General features: G+C 57.3%; 19 protein-coding genes, 1 tRNA gene and 1 pseudogene. 11 read left to right on the top strand and 10 right to left on the bottom strand.

What is annotated here, in order from left to right; genetic code table 11:
• Nucleotides 1–15: 15 nt before the first annotated feature.
• The 3 genes from BLL42_RS02490 to BLL42_RS02480 all read left to right on the top strand — a co-directional run bounded on the left by BLL42_RS02490 (nt 16) and on the right by BLL42_RS02480 (nt 4,477).
• Complete coding sequence (locus tag BLL42_RS02490) at nt 16–1,194, top strand: hypothetical protein (protein ID WP_071550642.1); 1,179 nt, start codon at nt 16–18, stop codon at nt 1,192–1,194.
• Between the two features lie 59 nt (nt 1,195–1,253).
• Nucleotides 1,254–3,713 (top strand): hypothetical protein, encoded by a 2,460-nt coding sequence (locus tag BLL42_RS02485; RefSeq protein WP_071550641.1) that lies wholly within the window; start codon nt 1,254–1,256, stop codon nt 3,711–3,713.
• 677 nt (nt 3,714–4,390) lie between these two features.
• Nucleotides 4,391–4,477: transfer RNA gene (locus tag BLL42_RS02480), tRNA-Leu, on the top strand.
• A gap of 93 nt (nt 4,478–4,570) precedes the next feature.
• Here the strand turns inward: BLL42_RS02480 and BLL42_RS02475 are convergent.
• From BLL42_RS02475 to BLL42_RS02440, 9 genes are all read right to left on the bottom strand, one after another.
• A complete protein-coding gene (locus BLL42_RS02475) occupies nt 4,571–5,602 on the bottom strand; it encodes a site-specific integrase (protein ID WP_071550640.1) in 1,032 nt (343 codons plus the stop codon).
• On the bottom strand, nt 5,603–5,809 hold the full coding sequence (locus BLL42_RS02470) for a DUF4224 domain-containing protein (RefSeq protein ID WP_071550639.1): 207 nt from the start codon (nt 5,807–5,809) through the stop codon (nt 5,603–5,605).
• Nucleotides 5,806–6,279 (bottom strand): hypothetical protein, encoded by a 474-nt coding sequence (locus BLL42_RS02465; protein ID WP_071550638.1) that lies wholly within the window; start codon nt 6,277–6,279, stop codon nt 5,806–5,808. Before BLL42_RS02465 ends, BLL42_RS02470 begins: the two co-directional genes overlap by 4 nt.
• Nucleotides 6,276–6,656, bottom strand: a complete 381-nt coding sequence (locus BLL42_RS02460; RefSeq protein WP_071550637.1) for a pyocin activator PrtN family protein — start codon at nt 6,654–6,656, stop codon at nt 6,276–6,278. Before BLL42_RS02460 ends, BLL42_RS02465 begins: the two co-directional genes overlap by 4 nt.
• Nucleotides 6,649–6,789 (bottom strand): hypothetical protein, encoded by a 141-nt coding sequence (locus BLL42_RS30175; RefSeq protein ID WP_167368525.1) that lies wholly within the window; start codon nt 6,787–6,789, stop codon nt 6,649–6,651. Before BLL42_RS30175 ends, BLL42_RS02460 begins: the two co-directional genes overlap by 8 nt.
• A gap of 25 nt (nt 6,790–6,814) precedes the next feature.
• A complete protein-coding gene (locus tag BLL42_RS02455; RefSeq protein ID WP_071550636.1) occupies nt 6,815–7,096 on the bottom strand; it encodes a phage antirepressor KilAC domain-containing protein in 282 nt (93 codons plus the stop codon).
• 10 nt (nt 7,097–7,106) lie between these two features.
• Nucleotides 7,107–7,697, bottom strand: a complete 591-nt coding sequence (locus tag BLL42_RS02450) for a hypothetical protein (protein WP_071550635.1) — start codon at nt 7,695–7,697, stop codon at nt 7,107–7,109.
• A complete protein-coding gene (locus tag BLL42_RS02445; RefSeq protein ID WP_071550634.1) occupies nt 7,694–7,873 on the bottom strand; it encodes a hypothetical protein in 180 nt (59 codons plus the stop codon). Before BLL42_RS02445 ends, BLL42_RS02450 begins: the two co-directional genes overlap by 4 nt.
• 77 nt (nt 7,874–7,950) lie before the next feature.
• Nucleotides 7,951–8,700 (bottom strand): XRE family transcriptional regulator, encoded by a 750-nt coding sequence (locus BLL42_RS02440; RefSeq protein ID WP_071550633.1) that lies wholly within the window; start codon nt 8,698–8,700, stop codon nt 7,951–7,953.
• 100 nt (nt 8,701–8,800) lie between these two features.
• Between BLL42_RS02440 and BLL42_RS02435 the strand changes: the two genes are divergently transcribed.
• The 6 genes from BLL42_RS02435 to BLL42_RS02410 all read left to right on the top strand — a co-directional run bounded on the left by BLL42_RS02435 (nt 8,801) and on the right by BLL42_RS02410 (nt 13,504).
• Nucleotides 8,801–9,025, top strand: coding sequence for a helix-turn-helix transcriptional regulator (locus BLL42_RS02435; RefSeq protein ID WP_045123078.1), 225 nt, complete (start codon nt 8,801–8,803; stop codon nt 9,023–9,025).
• 320 nt (nt 9,026–9,345) lie between these two features.
• Nucleotides 9,346–9,864, top strand: a complete 519-nt coding sequence (locus BLL42_RS02430) for a phage regulatory CII family protein (RefSeq protein WP_071550632.1) — start codon at nt 9,346–9,348, stop codon at nt 9,862–9,864.
• The gene (locus BLL42_RS02425) at nt 9,857–10,081 is read left to right on the top strand and encodes a TraR/DksA family transcriptional regulator (protein ID WP_071555678.1); all 225 of its coding nucleotides are present in this window, start codon (nt 9,857–9,859) and stop codon (nt 10,079–10,081) included. The genes BLL42_RS02430 and BLL42_RS02425 overlap by 8 nt, the downstream gene beginning before the upstream one ends.
• Entirely contained in the window at nt 10,071–12,290 is a 2,220-nt protein-coding gene (locus tag BLL42_RS02420) for a VapE domain-containing protein (protein WP_071550631.1), read from the top strand. Before BLL42_RS02425 ends, BLL42_RS02420 begins: the two co-directional genes overlap by 11 nt.
• The gene (locus BLL42_RS02415; RefSeq protein WP_071550630.1) at nt 12,283–12,642 is read left to right on the top strand and encodes a PA0613 family protein; all 360 of its coding nucleotides are present in this window, start codon (nt 12,283–12,285) and stop codon (nt 12,640–12,642) included. The genes BLL42_RS02420 and BLL42_RS02415 overlap by 8 nt, the downstream gene beginning before the upstream one ends.
• A gap of 529 nt (nt 12,643–13,171) precedes the next feature.
• Nucleotides 13,172–13,504, top strand: coding sequence for a phage holin family protein (locus BLL42_RS02410; protein ID WP_071550629.1), 333 nt, complete (start codon nt 13,172–13,174; stop codon nt 13,502–13,504).
• Nucleotides 13,505–13,642: 138 nt separating this feature from the next.
• Here BLL42_RS02410 and BLL42_RS02405 read toward each other — a convergent pair whose 3' ends face one another.
• Nucleotides 13,643–13,843 carry a KTSC domain-containing protein gene (locus BLL42_RS02405; protein WP_071550628.1) on the bottom strand — a complete coding sequence of 67 codons (201 nt, stop codon included), beginning with the start codon at nt 13,841–13,843 and terminating at the stop codon, nt 13,643–13,645.
• A 220-nt stretch (nt 13,844–14,063) separates the two neighbouring features.
• Between BLL42_RS02405 and BLL42_RS02400 the strand changes: the two are divergent.
• Both BLL42_RS02400 and BLL42_RS02395 read left to right on the top strand, forming a co-directional pair.
• A pseudogene (locus BLL42_RS02400) lies at nt 14,064–14,695 on the top strand (terminase small subunit).
• Nucleotides 14,696–14,874: 179 nt separating this feature from the next.
• Complete coding sequence (locus tag BLL42_RS02395; RefSeq protein WP_071550627.1) at nt 14,875–16,851, top strand: type I restriction-modification system subunit M; 1,977 nt, start codon at nt 14,875–14,877, stop codon at nt 16,849–16,851.
• Nucleotides 16,852–17,030 lie beyond the last annotated feature (179 nt).

Genomic DNA, 17,030 nt, shown 5'->3' with positions numbered 1-17,030 from the left:
CTCCGGAGCACTACTATGAATCTGTTCATTGAGCCGCCTGCTGCCCTCTTAACAAAGATCATCAACCCTCTATCCGGGGCAGGCGACTACGCTTTCCCGCTTCAGACCGCAGCATGGATAAAAATGCAGGCGGTGGTGAGAGCCGCTATCGCCTTTCCCGTGACAAACGACGACTTTAATAACCTTTATGGAACGTTCACCGACAAGGCTGAAGTTACCTCAGCATTAGCGCTACTCGGCAAGATCCAGGAGACCGCAAGTCAATACGGCAACCCATTGACGCTGATCAGCCAATTGGCCGCATTCCAGAAGGCGAACACCCCGCCTGACTCGATCTACGGTCACGCTGTCTGGCTTGCCGCCCAAACAATCACCAGCGCGCAGCAAATCGTGTCGCTACTGCAGGAAGGTCTGACTGATATCGGCAACACGCCTGACCCACAGACTCGCATTACTGAACTGAGCGAGTTGCTCACAGGCGAGGGCGGGATTTCTTCCTATGCTACTAGCTTGAATGCTTCGATTGGTGTCTTCCAAGCCAAGACCATGAGCTTCTACGAGACGCTGAACGGCCAGCTCACCGGCCCAACCGATTCACTGAAAGTCTATCTCACCCAGGAAAACAACATCCTTACCGATGCGACGAGCGTCCTTGGCAGCGATAAGACCCAAGTGGACACGCTGAACAGTACGATCGATGACCTCAATAAGGAATATATTGGCTTTACCGTTGCCGCGTGCATGGCACCGTTGTTATTCCTTATCCCCATCATCGGCCCGGTTGTTGCGATCGCCGATGCGACCACCTTTGGCATTCTAGCCACCAAGGTGAAGAAACAGATGGAAGATCTGCGCAATACGGTTTCCGGCCTGGAGGAGGACGAACAAAAGAAAGCAGCCTTGGTCCTCGTCCTCGGTAATTTCAATAAGTCAATTAATGATGTCGAGACTGACGGCACCGAATTCCTCAACGCGGTCAGCACTCTTGCAGGCGGTTGGGCCGAGTTCGAATCACAGATCAACCTGCGACTGCAAAGCCTAACGGTACAAGACGTCCAGGACTGGAGCGCCTTTATGGACAAAATCAACTTCAAGATTGCTGTCTCTGGTTGGAGTTTGATCGCGTCCAAGGCCGAAACATTCTACCAGGCAGGGTTGGTCACCTTCACTACCAAAGCAAGCATTGAAGGTTGATGCCAACCGCACGCAGGCCGATCCAAACAGGCAATCCAACTGAGCGGGGGTGATGAGTCATGACGAGCTGGCAACCTAGCTGGAACAATTTGAACGCCATTGCTGCGGCGTTCCTGGAATCCACGCCGCTGGCGGCCTCTATTATTTCGGTTACGCCGCCGGGCAGCTATGTCGCGACGGGCTTGCAACTCGACCTAGGCACGATTCTGAGCACGGCGCCGGCGAGCAATGTCTTGGTGGTCGCCGTCGACACGCTAACCGTTCCTGCGGGCACTACACGGATTTCTGCCACCGGCGTCGTCATCTTTGCCCGCTCGGTACAAGTCGCCGGCGGCGGTTCATCATCGCTGAACGTGAGCGATGCTGGCGCGTCATTGCAATTGATGACCGCGGAGATCATCGGTAGCTTATCGGTCACTCTTGGCACTAGCGCGGCGGTACCATTCGTACTTGGCGGGGTGAAATCGCCGCAAATCCTCACGCTCGATGCGTCCGCCCCGATGACGCTGGCGATCAAGGCCGATAGCGTGAGCGTCGCCGACATCATGCATTCGCCTTGGTGCCTGCTTTCCCTGCAATTGACTAGTGCTATTGCTGGCGTGCTCGCGGATCAGTTGGGTGCCGGGCCAAATGCGCTTGCGGATCTGATGCTGCGCTGGGTCACGGCCAACGGTGCCGCCCTGCTCGCCAACCAAGCCAGCTTCCCGGCCCTCGATTGGGCCGACATCGCGTCGATGATGGCCAGCGCGGCGGCGTTGCTGGTGTCGACACAGACCGTGGCGTCAGGTGCGGTCTATGTGCCGATCTTGTCCACGGACCTGTATCAGGTGCAAGTGAACAGCATTCTTGGTCTGGCCCAGATCTACGACTCCCAAATAGACGCTTTGCAATCCCGGCAAAATGTTGAGCGCGATCTGGCGCAATTTGGTGCAACGCTCGGCGCCATTAACCAGCAGTCTGCTGGGCCGTTGCTCACGCGGCTACAGAGTCTGGCGAACGAAACGGGGATGCTGGAGATGCAACTGTTGGATGCGGCGGTTCAGCTACAACAGATCACAGCGACATTGCCCGGACTACAACAGGCGCTCACTGACGCAATTAATGATCAGTTTCAACGAGAGCTAGTGTCAACCGCGATCAGTACAATGTTCACCCTCGCCAGCCTCTATGTCGGCGGCGCCGCCTCGATTCTCGGCGATCCCGAAGTTTTGGCTGGAAGCAGTACGGCGATTATGAAAGCGGCGCTCGAAATCACGAAAAGCATCATAGACACCGCCAGTGTGCCGGTGCAAGCGGCCATCGCCGATGGTGTACAGGCTGCAGCTCAGGCGCCGTCTAGCACGGCCTCCGTCACAGCCCTACAAGGCGGGCAAGTGCTTGCCGCGTCGGTTGCGAGCTTTGGCGGCGCGATGAATGCCCTTTACGAGGTCGTTGGCACGGCAATTGCCAACGCGCCTGCCGAGATAGTGTACGCGCCGGACTTTGCCAGTAAACTCGCGGCAGCCCCCAATCTCAGCAGTTTTAGCACGGGTGGCCTTGATCCAGTAACGTATTGGAATGTCGTCGTGATCCAGACCGAGGCGGCTGTGCAGCCCCACATGGATCTCCCTGAGGTCGCCGCCTATCTGACCGCGGTTAAGCTCGTGGCGACTTATGGCGCTGCCGTCGGCGACTTGCAAATGAAGTTGCTAGACCTATTTACCGATGGCGTCTCAACCTTCGCCCAATTGCAAACAGTTTATCAAGCGAAAGCTGAATGGGGGCATCTTGAAAGCATGCTGACGCAACAGGATCAACAACTGCAAGCGGCGATCGGCATGCTGCAGCGTGGCTATCTTGACGTCAAGCGCTCCTTGGTTTCGGCGGTAGACAATTACCGGGCAGCTTTCTTTTATCAGTGGTTGCAGCATTCCAATATTTCTGTCGACGTCAGCATGGACTACGTGGTGCTCGCTCAGCAGGCGCAACTGTCAATCGACAGTCTCGTTAATGTGCTATCGGGCAACCCCAGCAAGCCCTTACGGCCGCGCCAGGATTTTAACGGTATCAGCTACACTGTCGTGCGGGATGACATCCCGCTGTTCATCGAAGACAACGGCATCGGACAAGCACAATGGTCAATCACCGCTGGCGATGCGTGGCTCTCCGCTCAGTTAGGGGGCAACACTGCGCTCTATCTTGACGAGGTTACGTTCATCCTTGAGGGCGCCACGCAGGTCGGCGAGGTCGAACTCCAGGTAGCAACGTCCGGCCGTTATGAAAGTATGATCGAAAATAGCAATTTGCGTTTTGTCTCTCAGGCTGTATTGATGAGCAACTTTTACAATCCCGGCACGCCACCGCAATTTATCAGTAGTTGGAAATTTGCTGATACCGCTGCCTATATGATGCCGACGCCATACACCAATTGGACCTTAACGGTTCAGCGGGGCGATTGGCAGAACGTCACTGCAATCACGATGACCATGTCTGGCAAGTTCCTGCCGAATACAACTGGAAAGCTGGCCGTTGCATCATAAAGGACTGACATGCGCATCGTAACGCCGCTGCCACAGAGGATCGCGACATGGGCGGCTTGACGAAAGCTGTTTATCAGAGCTTCTCATTCCACTGTCTGGATTAGGGGCACGAGGCCTCATTGAGGTCAGCGGAAAGTACTAGCAAGGTGTGTCGGCGAGCTGAGTAACATTGCTTATTGTCATTTTGGTACCTATTTGTCTCCTGTGGAACAGGTCTTAATTTGGCATCGTAATCCTCCGTGGTGATTCCAGCGTAGTCGCATGAGATCTTGAAGAAACAGAGGGGCTGGGTGGGCAGTAAGTCAGGGATATCGCAAAAAAACCGTTCCGCAACCCAAAACGGGCGCCTTGAATCCCGTGGGATGCAGACCTTTAAAAATCAGTAGCTTGCGGAACGGTAAAGCTGCTAAGCTATTGAAATAGCTAATTTTGTGGATGGATTGCAAATCCACCTACGCCGGTTCGATTCCGACCTCGGCCTCCACTATAAATAGCTCCGTAGATCACTGATTTACGGAGCTTTTTTATTTTCGGTAGGCAGCAAGATTTTGTCTTGAATTTGACGTCAGCGAACTTGCTTAGAGGAGAAGGGCTGTATATATTTCTTCCCTTGCTACACCGCACCAAAAAGGATTGATCGTTAATTTGATCGTTCTTGACGGCTTCACCGCGCTACCGCCCGAATGGCGAAACTGGTAGACGCATGGGACTTAAAATCCCCCGCTCGTAAGGGCGTGCCGGTTCGATTCCGGCTTCGGGCACCATGAATATCAAGGGCTTGCATGACATATCTCATGCAAGCCCTTAGTTCTTTTTTCCGCAATCAAAAAATCTTTTCCGCAATTCGTGACCGTCAGTCACTTCGTAGGGGTTACCTTCATCCCCTTTCGCATTCGGATGTACTGTTCTGTCATCCCGACGGTTGTATGCCCAAGCTGGTCCCGAGCTTCTCGGATGCTCCCTGTTGACTCCTCCTTATCCGTTGCCGCTTTTGCTCTTAGGTCACGCATCTGAAATTCTGCTTTTGGAATCCCGGCTGCTTCCCTCGCGTCATCGAACCTTTTTCTGAGCATGCTGGTCGTCATCGGCTGCCCAGAGTCGATTACTACCAGGCGTGTTGATCTGATTTTGTGTCCAGCCTTTCGCGCCATGATTCGATCGATTACGATTTTGAGCTCACCAATAATCTCGATCCTTCGTTTAGCCCCAGTCTTGCCTTGCTGGACGGAAAGCTTCCCGTCTTTTATGTCTCGCTCATCCATCTTCAATGTGTCTGCGACCCTCTGACCTGTCAGATAGAACAGGTCCAAAGCATCTCTCAATGGTTGATCGGCATGCTGATAGGCTCTGGCAAGTACGTCGTCTTCGACATATATGTCGCGACCGGTTTCTTTATTGCCCTTCACGCCTGAGCAAGGATTTGCCAGAGATGTATAGCCATTCTCGCGAGCAAAGTTCCAGATGGAACTGAGTAACGCTTTCTCCCGATTCGCACGAATAGGGGCTGTCTTACCGCGATGACGAAGGTACTGGCTGACATGTTTCGGTTCGATAGCTTCTAGAGGAGCAGGTGGGTCGTTGAAGAACAGAAGAAGGTTTTTCAGTTCGCGCGCGTTGTCCTTCTGGGTGGCATGGGCTTTCGTGGGAACCACCTCATTCATATAAAGCTCGGCTACGTAAGCAAAGGTAAGTACGGTTTGTGTCAGAGCTTGAGAGACGCGGCTTTTTTCGAGCTTTGCGTACTCTAAGATGGCTAGGCCGTAATCTGTACCCAGCGGGATTTCCTTGCGTGGTTTCCCGCCAGTGTCATAAAGGTAATAGGTGGTGTTGCCGCGTTTTCTCTCGCGCAGGCGAGGAATGCTCCCCGGCTTTGTTGGTCTTCGTCCCATTTATCCCACCAAGCGTGGCTGCCACGTCGGAGTTTCTGGCGCGTTTGTAGTTACTCCTGTTAGCGCCGAGGCAATCACGCAAGGCCAGCCATTTCGCTTGATGGTGTGACGAATGCCATTGCGCTTCAGTACAGTAATTTGACCGGCTTTAGTTTTGGCTCCGGTCAACTCGCAGACCTGCTCATGGCTAAGAAATTGAATGTTCATGCTGCCTCCTTGCTAGGAAATACAGAGCGCTTCGAATGCGCTTGCGGTGCGACGTTGCTGCCCTCGATTCCTGGTTGCAGCTGCGCAGCCATTGCATGCGCCTGTTCGCGCAGGGACCGAGCATCACGCTCGAGCTTCTTGCCGGTACGAAAGGCGCTGAAGGTCTCGGCGGAGATCCGCAGCAACTCGCTGATGGCGACCAGCGTCTGGTGCTCGACCGGGCCGAATAGCGGACCTGCTTCAAGCCGTTTGCAGGTTTGTGCCAGGCGCGTGTGATCGGCGCGGATGAACTGTAGGGAGGCCTGCAGTTCGCGGATAGTTTTGGCGCTTGCTGCGCGTTGGTTATCTTCACCTTCGCGCAGGCCAGTCTCCAGGCCATCGCTGCGGCCCATGATGTAACCGCCCCAGAGCAGCAGTGCGGCCAGAACTATCAGGATGACGAGTGCACCGATTTGTATTGGGGTCATCATGTGGTGTGCTCCAGGGATTGTCGTTGGCTGGTGGTGACAGCCGTCAGTGGTGTGGGGGCAGCATGGCGTTGACCGTCCTGCTGTCGCTGCATGTCTTCATCGGCCTTGTAGGCGCGGATGTCGATCAGCGAGGCGACGTGGCGGATGTGCGCGTACTTCAGCGCCTTGCGGCTGGTGTCCAGTGTGGTGATCGGAAGCTGGATCCGGCCGCTGTTGATCTCCGTCACGAACGACTGCTCGTTGAGGTTGCGAAAGTACTGTTCTCGCACCTTTTCCAAAGGAATCAGGACGTCACCGAAGATGCGATACAGCAGTTCGACGGTGGCCGATTCGGGCGCCGGATGCAGGCGAAGCGGATTCTGTGCAGCGTTACTCATGGCCTTGTCGAGCCTCCTTGCGTTGTTGTCGTGCCGGGTGGTTCCAGGCGTTCAGGCAGTGGCGTTTAGTCAGCTCGCGCAGATGTTCGGGCACTTCGAGGAGCGCGGCGTTGCGCTCCTCGCGTGTGCGCATGGCAACGATCTGGCGGGCGTACTCCCTAGGCCACGTCACGGCGGTCTGCCGGGATGGCAGGAAGATCGATGTCCAACTGCTCGGCCAGCCAGCGGATGCCGGCTTGCTTGACCCGGGTCGACTGGCTGTATTGCAGGCCGTACTTCTCGTCATACCAGGGGCTGTCCTTGACCCGCAGGTACGCTTTGTCGCGCTTCGGGTCCGCCGGCAGGTTTCCCTTGAGCAAACCTTTTTCCCGCATGAGAGCGATCAGTTTGGGGCGAGTGAGGCCGAGTTGAGCGGCTGTTTGGGCTAGGGTGCGTTCCATAAACCGATCCTCAAGCAGCATGCGCAGCAGGAGTGGCCGCTGCAGCAAGGTGGTTGATGGACTCAATGATCCTTGCGTAGATCTCGGTATCGGGGTCGTACAGGGTGAAGCAGCGCGTATGCGGGCTCTTGTTGCCGATGCTCAAGATAGCGGTGACGCCGCGGCGTGAATGGGTGCGATGCAGCGCCACATGCAGGGGAAGTTCGAAACCCATGTCGAGGCTCAGCACGCCGCCGGTGTGCACCAGTTCGAACACGCGCTGCTTGTCCTGGACTTCAAAACGGCCGTATTGACGATCGGCATGCGGGCGATGCACCAGGTCGCTGGAGTTGCTCGCGTCGAACGGACCGTTGGCAATCTCTTCGATGAAGTCGGCGAGTTTGTGGTGCATCTTCTTGTCGTTCTGCAGGGTCAGCGTGTGGCGTTCGCTGCCCAGCTCGACGACAAAAGTGCTTTCCACTGTGCCGCGATCAGCCTTGAGACGGAATGCCAGGCATTCACGCTTCGGCGCTGTGCGCAGCACGTGGTTGAAGGTTTCGGACAGGTTGACCTGGGCGTTGAGCAACTGCAGGGTGCGGTTGTCGATCTTGTACTTGATCATGCCGCGTGCCCTCCACCGTTCGGATCGATAGGAGAGGGCTGGCAGGACTTGGAAACAAGCTTGGGTTTGCTGTTATGAATGACGACCAGACAGCCCGTGGCGAGCTGCAGCTGTTCGATCAGTTTGCGATTGCTGACGCATGCCGGATGGACATGCAAGGTTGCGGTGGTGCGCATAGGTATTGCCTCGCTCTGTGGTAAAGAGTGAGGCAAATATCACGCAGTGTGCTTGTTTGTGTCAACACATAATGTGATTAGAATAGCGCGGCACTGTGTAGAAAGCGTGATGACTTCAGTATTCCGCCTACGAGATGGATTTCCTCCACCTCTTGTTCTGCTATATGAAGAGTTTCGTGGTCGGTATTGACGCTATCCAACCGGTACATTCCGTCGCGGAGATAAATAAACTCTTTGATCATGGCTTTGCCGGAGGACGTTCGAACTATGACCTCGTCACCGCTACTGAAGCGTTTGTTCGGCTCTATAAGCACAAACTCGCCATTCTTGATGCGGGGCATTAGGCTATCGCCCATGACTCTTATGCCATAGGCATCTGGGTCATCGCTATGTATGTTTAGGTAGCCTTCACCTTGACCAGGTGGCGGTTCTATCGTGTCGAAGAAGCCCTCATTCCCCAGCTGTGCGTTTGATAGCACAGGCACCTTTCCATCCTTAGCCCAGCCTACAAGGCTGCTAACAGGTTGGTCTTTGTCTTTCGATCTTCCGTAGTCCCTCACAAGACGGTCTTCAGACCGAATCCGACCTTGAATGGCGTCTGAGTACGACTCGACGTCGGAACGATTTTTTCCTGCTACCAAGTCTGGAAAAGACACTCCCAGTGCTGTCGCTATCTTTTGCAAGTCGTGGAGGTTGGGCTGGCGAGCCCCTTTCTCGTAATTACCTATCCGAGACTGGGATTCCCAGCCGCAAGCGTAAGCAAGGGCTTGTTGGCTCATGCCCTTGGCTTTGCGGTATTGCTTAATACGTGCGCCGAGTGTGTTCATGTGCTTTTTTTACCACGCTATGAAATTATTTATCATCACTTTGCGTGTTGAAATATCTACGATTCGTGATTAAGATGGCTGCGGCTAATTGGAGGGCATCATGAATCTGATCGCTGAACATCGAGAGAAAGCTGGGATCAAGCAAAAGGAACTCGTTGTAGCTCTTGGGTGGACTCAGGCACGTATAAGCAATTACGAAGCAGGACGTCGAATCGCAGGACTTACGGAGTGCAGAGCCATAGTCAGAGCGCTGAATAAGTTAGGAGCGCCGTGCAGTCTTGATGACGTATTTCCTCCGGAAATGGAAGAGTCCCAAGCCGCATAGAAAAAAGGCGACCCAAGGGTCGCCCAGTTCCTCCCGACAGCATCACCACAATGCAGTCGGGTCGCGATGTCAGAAGGCGAGCACACCACATGCCGCCGACTTTCATCGCGTTTCCAAGGCTCGGAAGCCTTGGTGTTGCTGCCGTTCTTACCACAGAGCTGGCAGCTGTTGCGCCAGGGGTGAACAACGGATTGTTCGCCCCAGCACGGTGCCGGTGTTGGTCTTACGAACCTAGCCGGCGTTTGGGCCATACCAAGCCACGCGGCAAATGTATCACCAACGTCTGTCGCGCGGCACTGGCAACTTTTAGGATTAATGCCATGAGCCGAATTGCTCTCAGTTCTCTTGAACGGGCGCAGCGGGAAATCCTGCCGCTCGATTTAGCGCTTTACCATGCCGCTCGTGATTATCCGGGCGGCGCTGCTGCCATCGCGGCCACCACCGGCCGCAACGCGACCACGCTGCAGCACAAACTGTCACCGACCCATCCGAGTCACTCCATCAACATTCAGGAGTTCGGCGAGATCCTCGAACTGACCAAGGATCGCCGCATTCTCGATGCGGTGCATGCGCTGGTCGGTGACACGATCTGGCAGGAACTGGCCGACACCTACACCAACGACATGCCCGAGACCCTCACCACGGGTATTGCCGAATACTTCCGGCAGGTCGCCGATCTGGCCGAGACCTGGGCCAGGAGCATCGGCGACGGCGTCGTCACCGATCAGGAACTGGCAGCGATTCGCCTGCAGGTGTTCCGTGGCATTCAAGGGCTGTTGGGGTTGTTCAACCGCGCCACCTACGTCAACCAGACGACGCGAGGTGCTGACCGTGGCTGACATCGCTGATTTCGCCAACGATCTGGTGCAGGAACGCATCGATCAGGCCATGGCCGCGCGCAGCGCTGCCAAGGCCGAAAGCACTTCCCATTCCTTGTTGTTCTGTGAAGCCTGTGACGATCCGATTCCGGAAGCACGCCGGCTGGCCCAACCCGGTTGCTCGCAGTGCATCAGTTGCCAATCCCTCTCTGAGCGGGGGATTCGTCATGCTCGATGAGGTATTGGGGCAATTCGCCGATTACGGTCTGGAGCCGGCGCAACCGCTGGTGTTCGGCAAGCTGACCCGCTGCAAGACGTCGCAGGACAAGGGCAAGGAAAAGAACGGCTGGTACGTGGTCCACGAGCAGCGCACGGAGAAGGGCGACACGCTGATCTTCGGCGCCTTCGGTGACTGGCGTTCGGGTGAGACGCAGAAGATCAAGGTCAAGGCCGGACGGATGTCGCCGGAAGAGCGTGAAGTGATGCGCGCCCGCCAGGAAGAAGCCAAGCGCCGCGCTGCGGAAATCGCGAATAACGCTGCGCGGCGGGCCGCGAAAAGGGCGCAGGGTTTGTTCGAGCGCATGCCGACCAACGGACGCAGCGACTACCTGGACCGCAAGCAGATCGTTGGCATCAAGGTCCGTTATGCGCCGCGCACCGGCGCCGTGCTGGTGCCGATGAACAATGCTCGTGACCAGATCATGGGTCTGCAGGTGATCTTCCCGAACAAGCAGGAAGACACTGGTCGCGACAAATCCTACTGGCCTTACGGGATGGCGAAGGAGGGCACCTTTCACCTGCTCGGTCCGCATCCGGTGCCGGGCGAACCAGTGCTGGTCTGTGAGGGTTACGCCACCGGCGCCAGCCTGCACATGGCGACGTCGCTTGCCGTGGCCGTGGCCTTTGATGCGGGCAACCTGCTGGCCGTGTGCAAGGTTATGCGCGAACGCTTTGCTGGCTGCCCATTGATCATCTGCCGCGATGACGACTGGAAGACCACCAAGCCCAACGGCGATGCCTGGAACCCCGGTGAAGAGAAGGCCAGCAACGCCGCTTTGATCGTCGGTGCCCAGGTCGTTTCGCCGATCTTTTCGGTCGAGCGTCACGAGAAGTGGACGGACTTCAACGACCTGCACGTCGCCGAAGGTTTGGACGCGGTGCGCCGTCAGGTGCTGGCCGTGGTGCGTCCACCGGCTGCCGGTGGCTGGAAAGATCAGCTCGCCCGCAGTGAGAGCGGCGCCCTGATCGCGCACATGCAGAACGTCGAACTGATCTTGGCCCACGATGAGCGCTGGGCCGGGGTGATCAGCTACAGCGCCTTCAGCTCAAAGATCGTCAAGCTGCGTGCCGCCCCGTATGGCGGTGGTACCGGCGAGTGGGCCGACATCGACGACGTGCGCGTAATGAAGTGGCTTGCGCAGCAGTACAACCTGCGCGTGAAGTCCTCGCACGTGATCGAGGCGGTGAGCGTCGTGGCGCATGACCATGCGTTTCACCCGGTGCGCGAGTACCTGAAAAAACTGGAGTGGGACCGTGTGCCGCGCCTGGAAGCTTGGCTCACCGACGTGATGGGTGTGCCGGCCTGTGATTACACCGCCAAGGTCGGCAAGCGCTGGATGATCTCCGCCGTGGCCCGGGTGATGAAGCCCGGCTGCAAGGCCGACTCGGTGATGATCCTCGAAGGTGCGCAGGGCGCCGGTAAGTCGACCGCCATGAGCGTGCTCGGCGGCGAGTGGTTCATGGACACGCCGTTTGCCCTCGGTGACAAAGACGGCTTTCAGGCGATCCGTGGCAAGTGGATCGTCGAGCTCGGTGAGCTGGACAGCTTCAACAAGGCCGAGAGCACCAAGGCCAAGCAGTTCTTCTCAGCCTCGACCGACACCTACCGCGAAAGCTACGGCCGCAGAACCATGGACGTGCCACGCCAGTGTGTGTTCGTCGGGACCACCAACCAGGACGAATACCTCAAGGACGCCACCGGCAACCGCCGTTACTGGCCGGTGGCCTGCACCAAGGTCGACGTGGCATTGCTGCGTGAGATCCGCGACCAGCTCTGGGCCGAGGCGGTGTTCTGTTACGAGGCAGGCGACCTCTGGTGGGTCACGCCGGATGAAGCCCCGATGTTTGCCGAAGCCCAGGATCAGCGCTTTGTCGTGGACGAATGGGAAGGGCCGATCCTGACCTGGCTGGAAGAGTCACAGATCGGTGAGACCGCCACCGGCAGTGAGGTGATGAGCCAGGCGTTGAAGCTTGACCCCGGACATTGGGGCAAGCCGGAGCAGATGCGCGTCGGGGCGATCATGCATCGCTTGGGCTGGCGACGTTTCCGGCTGGGCGCGTTGACCAAGAGCCGGCAGCGCCCCTGGGCCTATAAGAAACCAGAGGACTGGGGTAGGGCGTCGGTGTTGGAAAAGGATGCGTTCGAGGAGCCGTGCTTCGATGATTAAGGCAATCGATATGGCTCTGAAACAATGGGCGCAGGAACTGCACAGCGACGTCGCTGCTGCCGGCTATTCGGGCGGCAACATGGTCGCGATGATGATGGAAAGCGGTGGTCAGCTCGTGCGCGGCCGACGCGGGAGTAGGGTGCCGCTGGAAGCCTCTCTGGACATCGAGCGGATCCTCAAGAAACGTCTCGACCCCGAGCTGATGGCCGTGGTGCAGGTGCATTACTGTCAGCCAGAGGCGAGCCTGGCTTCGCGTCTGGCGCAGAGCGGCTGCAACCGCAACACCTACTACCAGCGCCTGCATGACGCCCACATCGTGGTCGAGCACTTCCTCTTGGGGGAAGCTGCTTGATCCTGGGCATCCCTCTGGCTTATGCCGTCCCACCGACCTGCGGCCGTCCCACCGCTTTTTGCGGTGGTGGGACGGCCGCAGGCCGCGTCGTTATTGGGCTGTCCCACCGTCCCACGTTTTTCCTATCTCCCACCCGTGTGTGCGTAGCGGGCACAGGTACGCGCGTTCACGCGCACGCGTGCTTTTTAAATTTCTCTCTTTACACGAGAAAGGAGAGATAAAAGTAGGACGGTGGGGCAAGCCCACACTCTGCGGGGCTTTCAGACGTCCCACCTTGTTTTGAAGAAGTGGGACGCATGGGACGCCACCAAAGCAAAAGACATCCGGGATAGATATTCACCGACATTCGCCAGCCGTTCACCGGGCGTAACCCACACATTCACCGGATGGCATTAAAACGGTCTTGCTGCCAGCAGAATCGACCTGTAAAAAGGGGCCATCTTCGATGGGTGCGACCGCAAAGCGTGGCAGGCAACCCACCACTTGACCCGGCCATAGCGCCGGGTCTTTTTGTTTAAGGGGCAGGGCAATGACGAACGAGCAACAGGCGCTGGCAGAGATGCCGATCTGGTTGGTGATTGCCCTGTCCCTGGTCGGTGGCGTGTCGGGCGAGATGTGGCGCGCCGACAAGGATGGGGCACGAGGCTGGGCGTTACTGCGCCGCCTCGCACTTCGGTCCGGTGCCTGCATCGTCTGCGGCGTGTCGGCGATGATGTTGTTGTTCGGCGCGGGCCTGTCGATCTGGACGGCAGGTGCCTTGGGTTGCCTGACTGCGATGGCTGGCGCCGATGTCGCGGTCGGCCTGTACGAGCGCTGGGTCGCCAAGCGACTGGACCTCAGCCAGGCCGAATCGAAGGCATGAGCCAGGTAGGCCGGGCGGGGCGCCGATTTTTCCGGGTCCTCCCCGAGGGCCGCCCCCTATACGGGTTATCGAACTCGCGGATTCTCTCTAGCTGAAACCTGCGCGGGGATGTCCGTCTTTCCAAATGGAAGACGTCACTCAGCACTGATAACGATCACGTATGTGCCGGTTGTAGTAGGAGCCTTTGGATGTGGCCGCCATCAAACCCTGATGCACTGCCGAGGGAACGCCGCAGAAGTCGTAGGAGTGGCCTTGTTCAAAGCGGATTTTCATTCGTCTCGTTGCTGGGTCGTAACCAACAGCGGTCATCGCACTGGAACGCACGGCAATCATTTCCATGACTTCTCTCCCTCTGACAGATCGTCAACTGAGACTAGTCGAGCGAGGCGGATCTGCAGCCCAGGTCACCAAAAAGGCGCCGGGGACCCTGGGGACTTTCAAAGGACACGGGGTCGGAAACCCGCGGGATCGTGTTAGTGGCAGGCTCGCCAGCTTACTGAAATTTCAACCACTGAAATCGTGAAAGGACTCATTGAAAAGCCGCTGAAAAGGAAGGCTCATGAGCATCCCCAACTACCTATCCAAGAGCGCCTTCGCGGCGCGGATTGGCAGATCGCCCAGCTACATCACCTGGCTCAAGGACAACGGCCGTCTGGTGCATTCGCCTAACGGCAAGCTGGTCGACGTCCTGGCCACCGAAACGCTCATTCGCGATACCGCCGACCCAAGCAAGGTTGGCGTCACCGCCCGTCACCATCAAGAACGGCTCCAGCGCGAAGTATACAGCGAGCTGTCACCCCTATCCGAGCCGACTTCCACGGCTGCGCCGCCGCGCATGGATCCCGCCCTGGGCAATCAACCAGACTTCCAGAAAGCCCGCACGCATCGCGAGCACTATATTTAGCGCAAATGGCTGAGATGGAGTTTCGCAAGGCCCAAGGGGAACTGGTGGAAATCAGCGTAGTGCAAAAGGGTGCCTTTCAGGTCGCACGCATGCTCAATGAATCGCTGCTCGGTATGTCGCCGCAACTGGCGTCACAGTTGGCCGCCATGTCGGATGCCTGGCACATAGAACGACACTTGGCCACGGCGTTGCGTCAACGGCTGGGCGAGGCTGCGCAAGTGTCGAGCGAGGACTTCGGCCTCAAAATGGACGTTGATGAGAATGAGGCGCCGTTTCTCGGTCGATAGTCGCAGTTTGCGGTGGCAGCTATCTACCCAAAGTTACTCTTCGCGAAAGACAGCTAACGGCCAAAAGCGGACCCCGCTTATCGGCTGCTCTCACCTGTAGATCTAACCGGTGGACGCTCCTGGTGGGCACTCTCGGGTGTTAGACTCGCACTTTTACCCCTACCTCAAGGTGTTATTGCGTGAATACGGAGAATCATTCCCAGACGGCCGCTTTCCTCTGGTCGATTGCCGACCTGCTGCGCGGGGATTTCAAGCAGTCCCAGTATGGCCGCATCATCCTGCCGTTCACCCTACTGAGACGCATGGAGTGCGTGCTGGCGCCGACCAAGGCTGAAGTCATCAAACAGACCTTCGCCCAGGAAGGACGCCCAGACACCGTACGCGAAATGATTCTGCTGCGCGCCGCTGGCCAGCAGTTCTTCAACGCCTCACCGCTGAACTTGGGCACCCTGTCCGATACCCAGACCGCTGCTGACCTCATGAGCTACGTGCAGTCCTTCAGCAAAGACGCCCGTGAAATCTTCGAGCACTTCCACTTTGAGGACTTCGTCCAGCAGCTGGCCACCGCCAACCTGCTGTATCAGGTGGTGCAGCGCTTTGCTGCCACCGACTTGAGCCCCGATTACATCAGCAACTTCGGTATGGGCATTATCTTCGAGGAGTTGATTCGCAAATTCGCGGAAAGCTCCAACGAAACTGCCGGGGAACACTTCACCCCGCGCGATATCGTGCACCTGACCACCTCGCTGGTGATTACCGGGCAGGACGGAAAACTCGCCCCTAACAGCATCGTCACCATCTACGACCCGACCGCCGGCACCGGCGGCTTCCTTTCCGAAGGCGACGAGTACATTCAGTCGATCAGCGACAAGGTTTCCGTGTCCCTGCACGGCCAAGAGCTGAACCCTGAGTCCTATGCCATCTGCAAAGCCGACATGCTGATCAAGGGCCAGGATGTAGCCAGCATTAAGCTTGGCAACACCCTCTCAGACGACCAACTGGCCGGCACCCGTTTCGACTTCATGCTCAGTAACCCGCCATTCGGCGTGGAGTGGAAGAAGGTGCAGAAGCAGATCACCGAAGAGTACAGCCAAAAAGGCTTCGATGGCCGTTTTGGGCCTGGCCTGCCACGGGTGTCCGACGGCTCGCTGCTGTTCCTGTTGCACCTGGTGAGCAAAATGCGTAGTCCGCGCGATGGTGGCTCGCGCATCGGTATCATCCTCAATGGTTCTCCACTGTTTACTGGTGGAGCCGGTTCGGGCGAGTCGGAGATTCGTCGCTACCTGCTGCAGAACGATCTGGTCGAAGCCATCGTCGCGTTGCCCACCGACATGTTCTACAACACCGGCATCGCCACCTATGTGTGGATTCTATCCAACCACAAAACTACCGAGCGTAAGGGCAAGGTGCAGTTGATCGACGGCAGCCAGCATTTCGCCAAAATGCGCAAATCCCTCGGCAGCAAACGGCAGTACATCACCGACGAGCAAATCAGCGAGCTGGTGCGCCTGTATGGCCGCTTCGAGCAAAGCGTGCAGAGCAAGATCTTCCCCATCGAGGTCTTCGGTTACCGCCGTATCACTGTCGAGCGGCCGCTTCGTCTGAACTTCCAAACCAGTGCCGAGCGCATCGGTAAGGTGTTGGACGAAAAAACTCTGCAAAAGCTCGACTGCGCTGCGCACCAGCAACTGCTAACCGCCCTGCAAGCCATCGATGCCAGCGTATTGCACCGTAACCGCGAGCAGTTCAGCAAGCTGCTGAAAAAAGCCTTGGCAGCGCACAACGTCAATCTCAGCGCGTCAGAGCTGAAAGCCCTGCTTAATGCCCTGAGCGAGCGTGACCCCGAGGCAGATATCTGCACCACTAAGGGCCAACCAGAAGCAGACGCTGGACTGCGCGACAACGAGAACGTACCGCTAGGCGAGTCGGTGTACGACTACTTCCAGCGCGAAGTTATCCCCCATGCGCCGGATGCCTGGATCGACGCCAGCAAAACCGACGTTCAGGACGGCGAGGTCGGCATCGTCGGCTTTGAAATTCCCTTTAACCGCCATTTCTATGTGTTCGAGCCACCACGCCCGTTGGAAGCCATTGATCACGACCTCAAGGTCTGTACCGATCGCATCAAACAGATGATTGAGGAGCTGTCGGCATGACGCTCCCGAGATATCCTGCGTACAAAGACTCCGGGCTCGCATGGTTGGGTAAAATACCCGAGCATTGGAGTGTGAATGCTGCGAAGAGAGGTATTGCTGTACTCACTGACTTCACAGCAAATGGGTCGTTCGCATCTCTTGCGGAGAATGTGGAATACCAATCATCAGGCTACGCTCGG

Origin of the sequence: Pseudomonas frederiksbergensis (assembly GCF_001874645.1) — a bacterium.
In the GTDB taxonomy this organism is placed as follows: domain Bacteria; phylum Pseudomonadota; class Gammaproteobacteria; order Pseudomonadales; family Pseudomonadaceae; genus Aquipseudomonas; species Aquipseudomonas frederiksbergensis_B.
The sequence above is the reverse complement of the archived record's forward strand: the minus strand, read 5'-3'. Positions and strand labels throughout refer to the sequence as shown.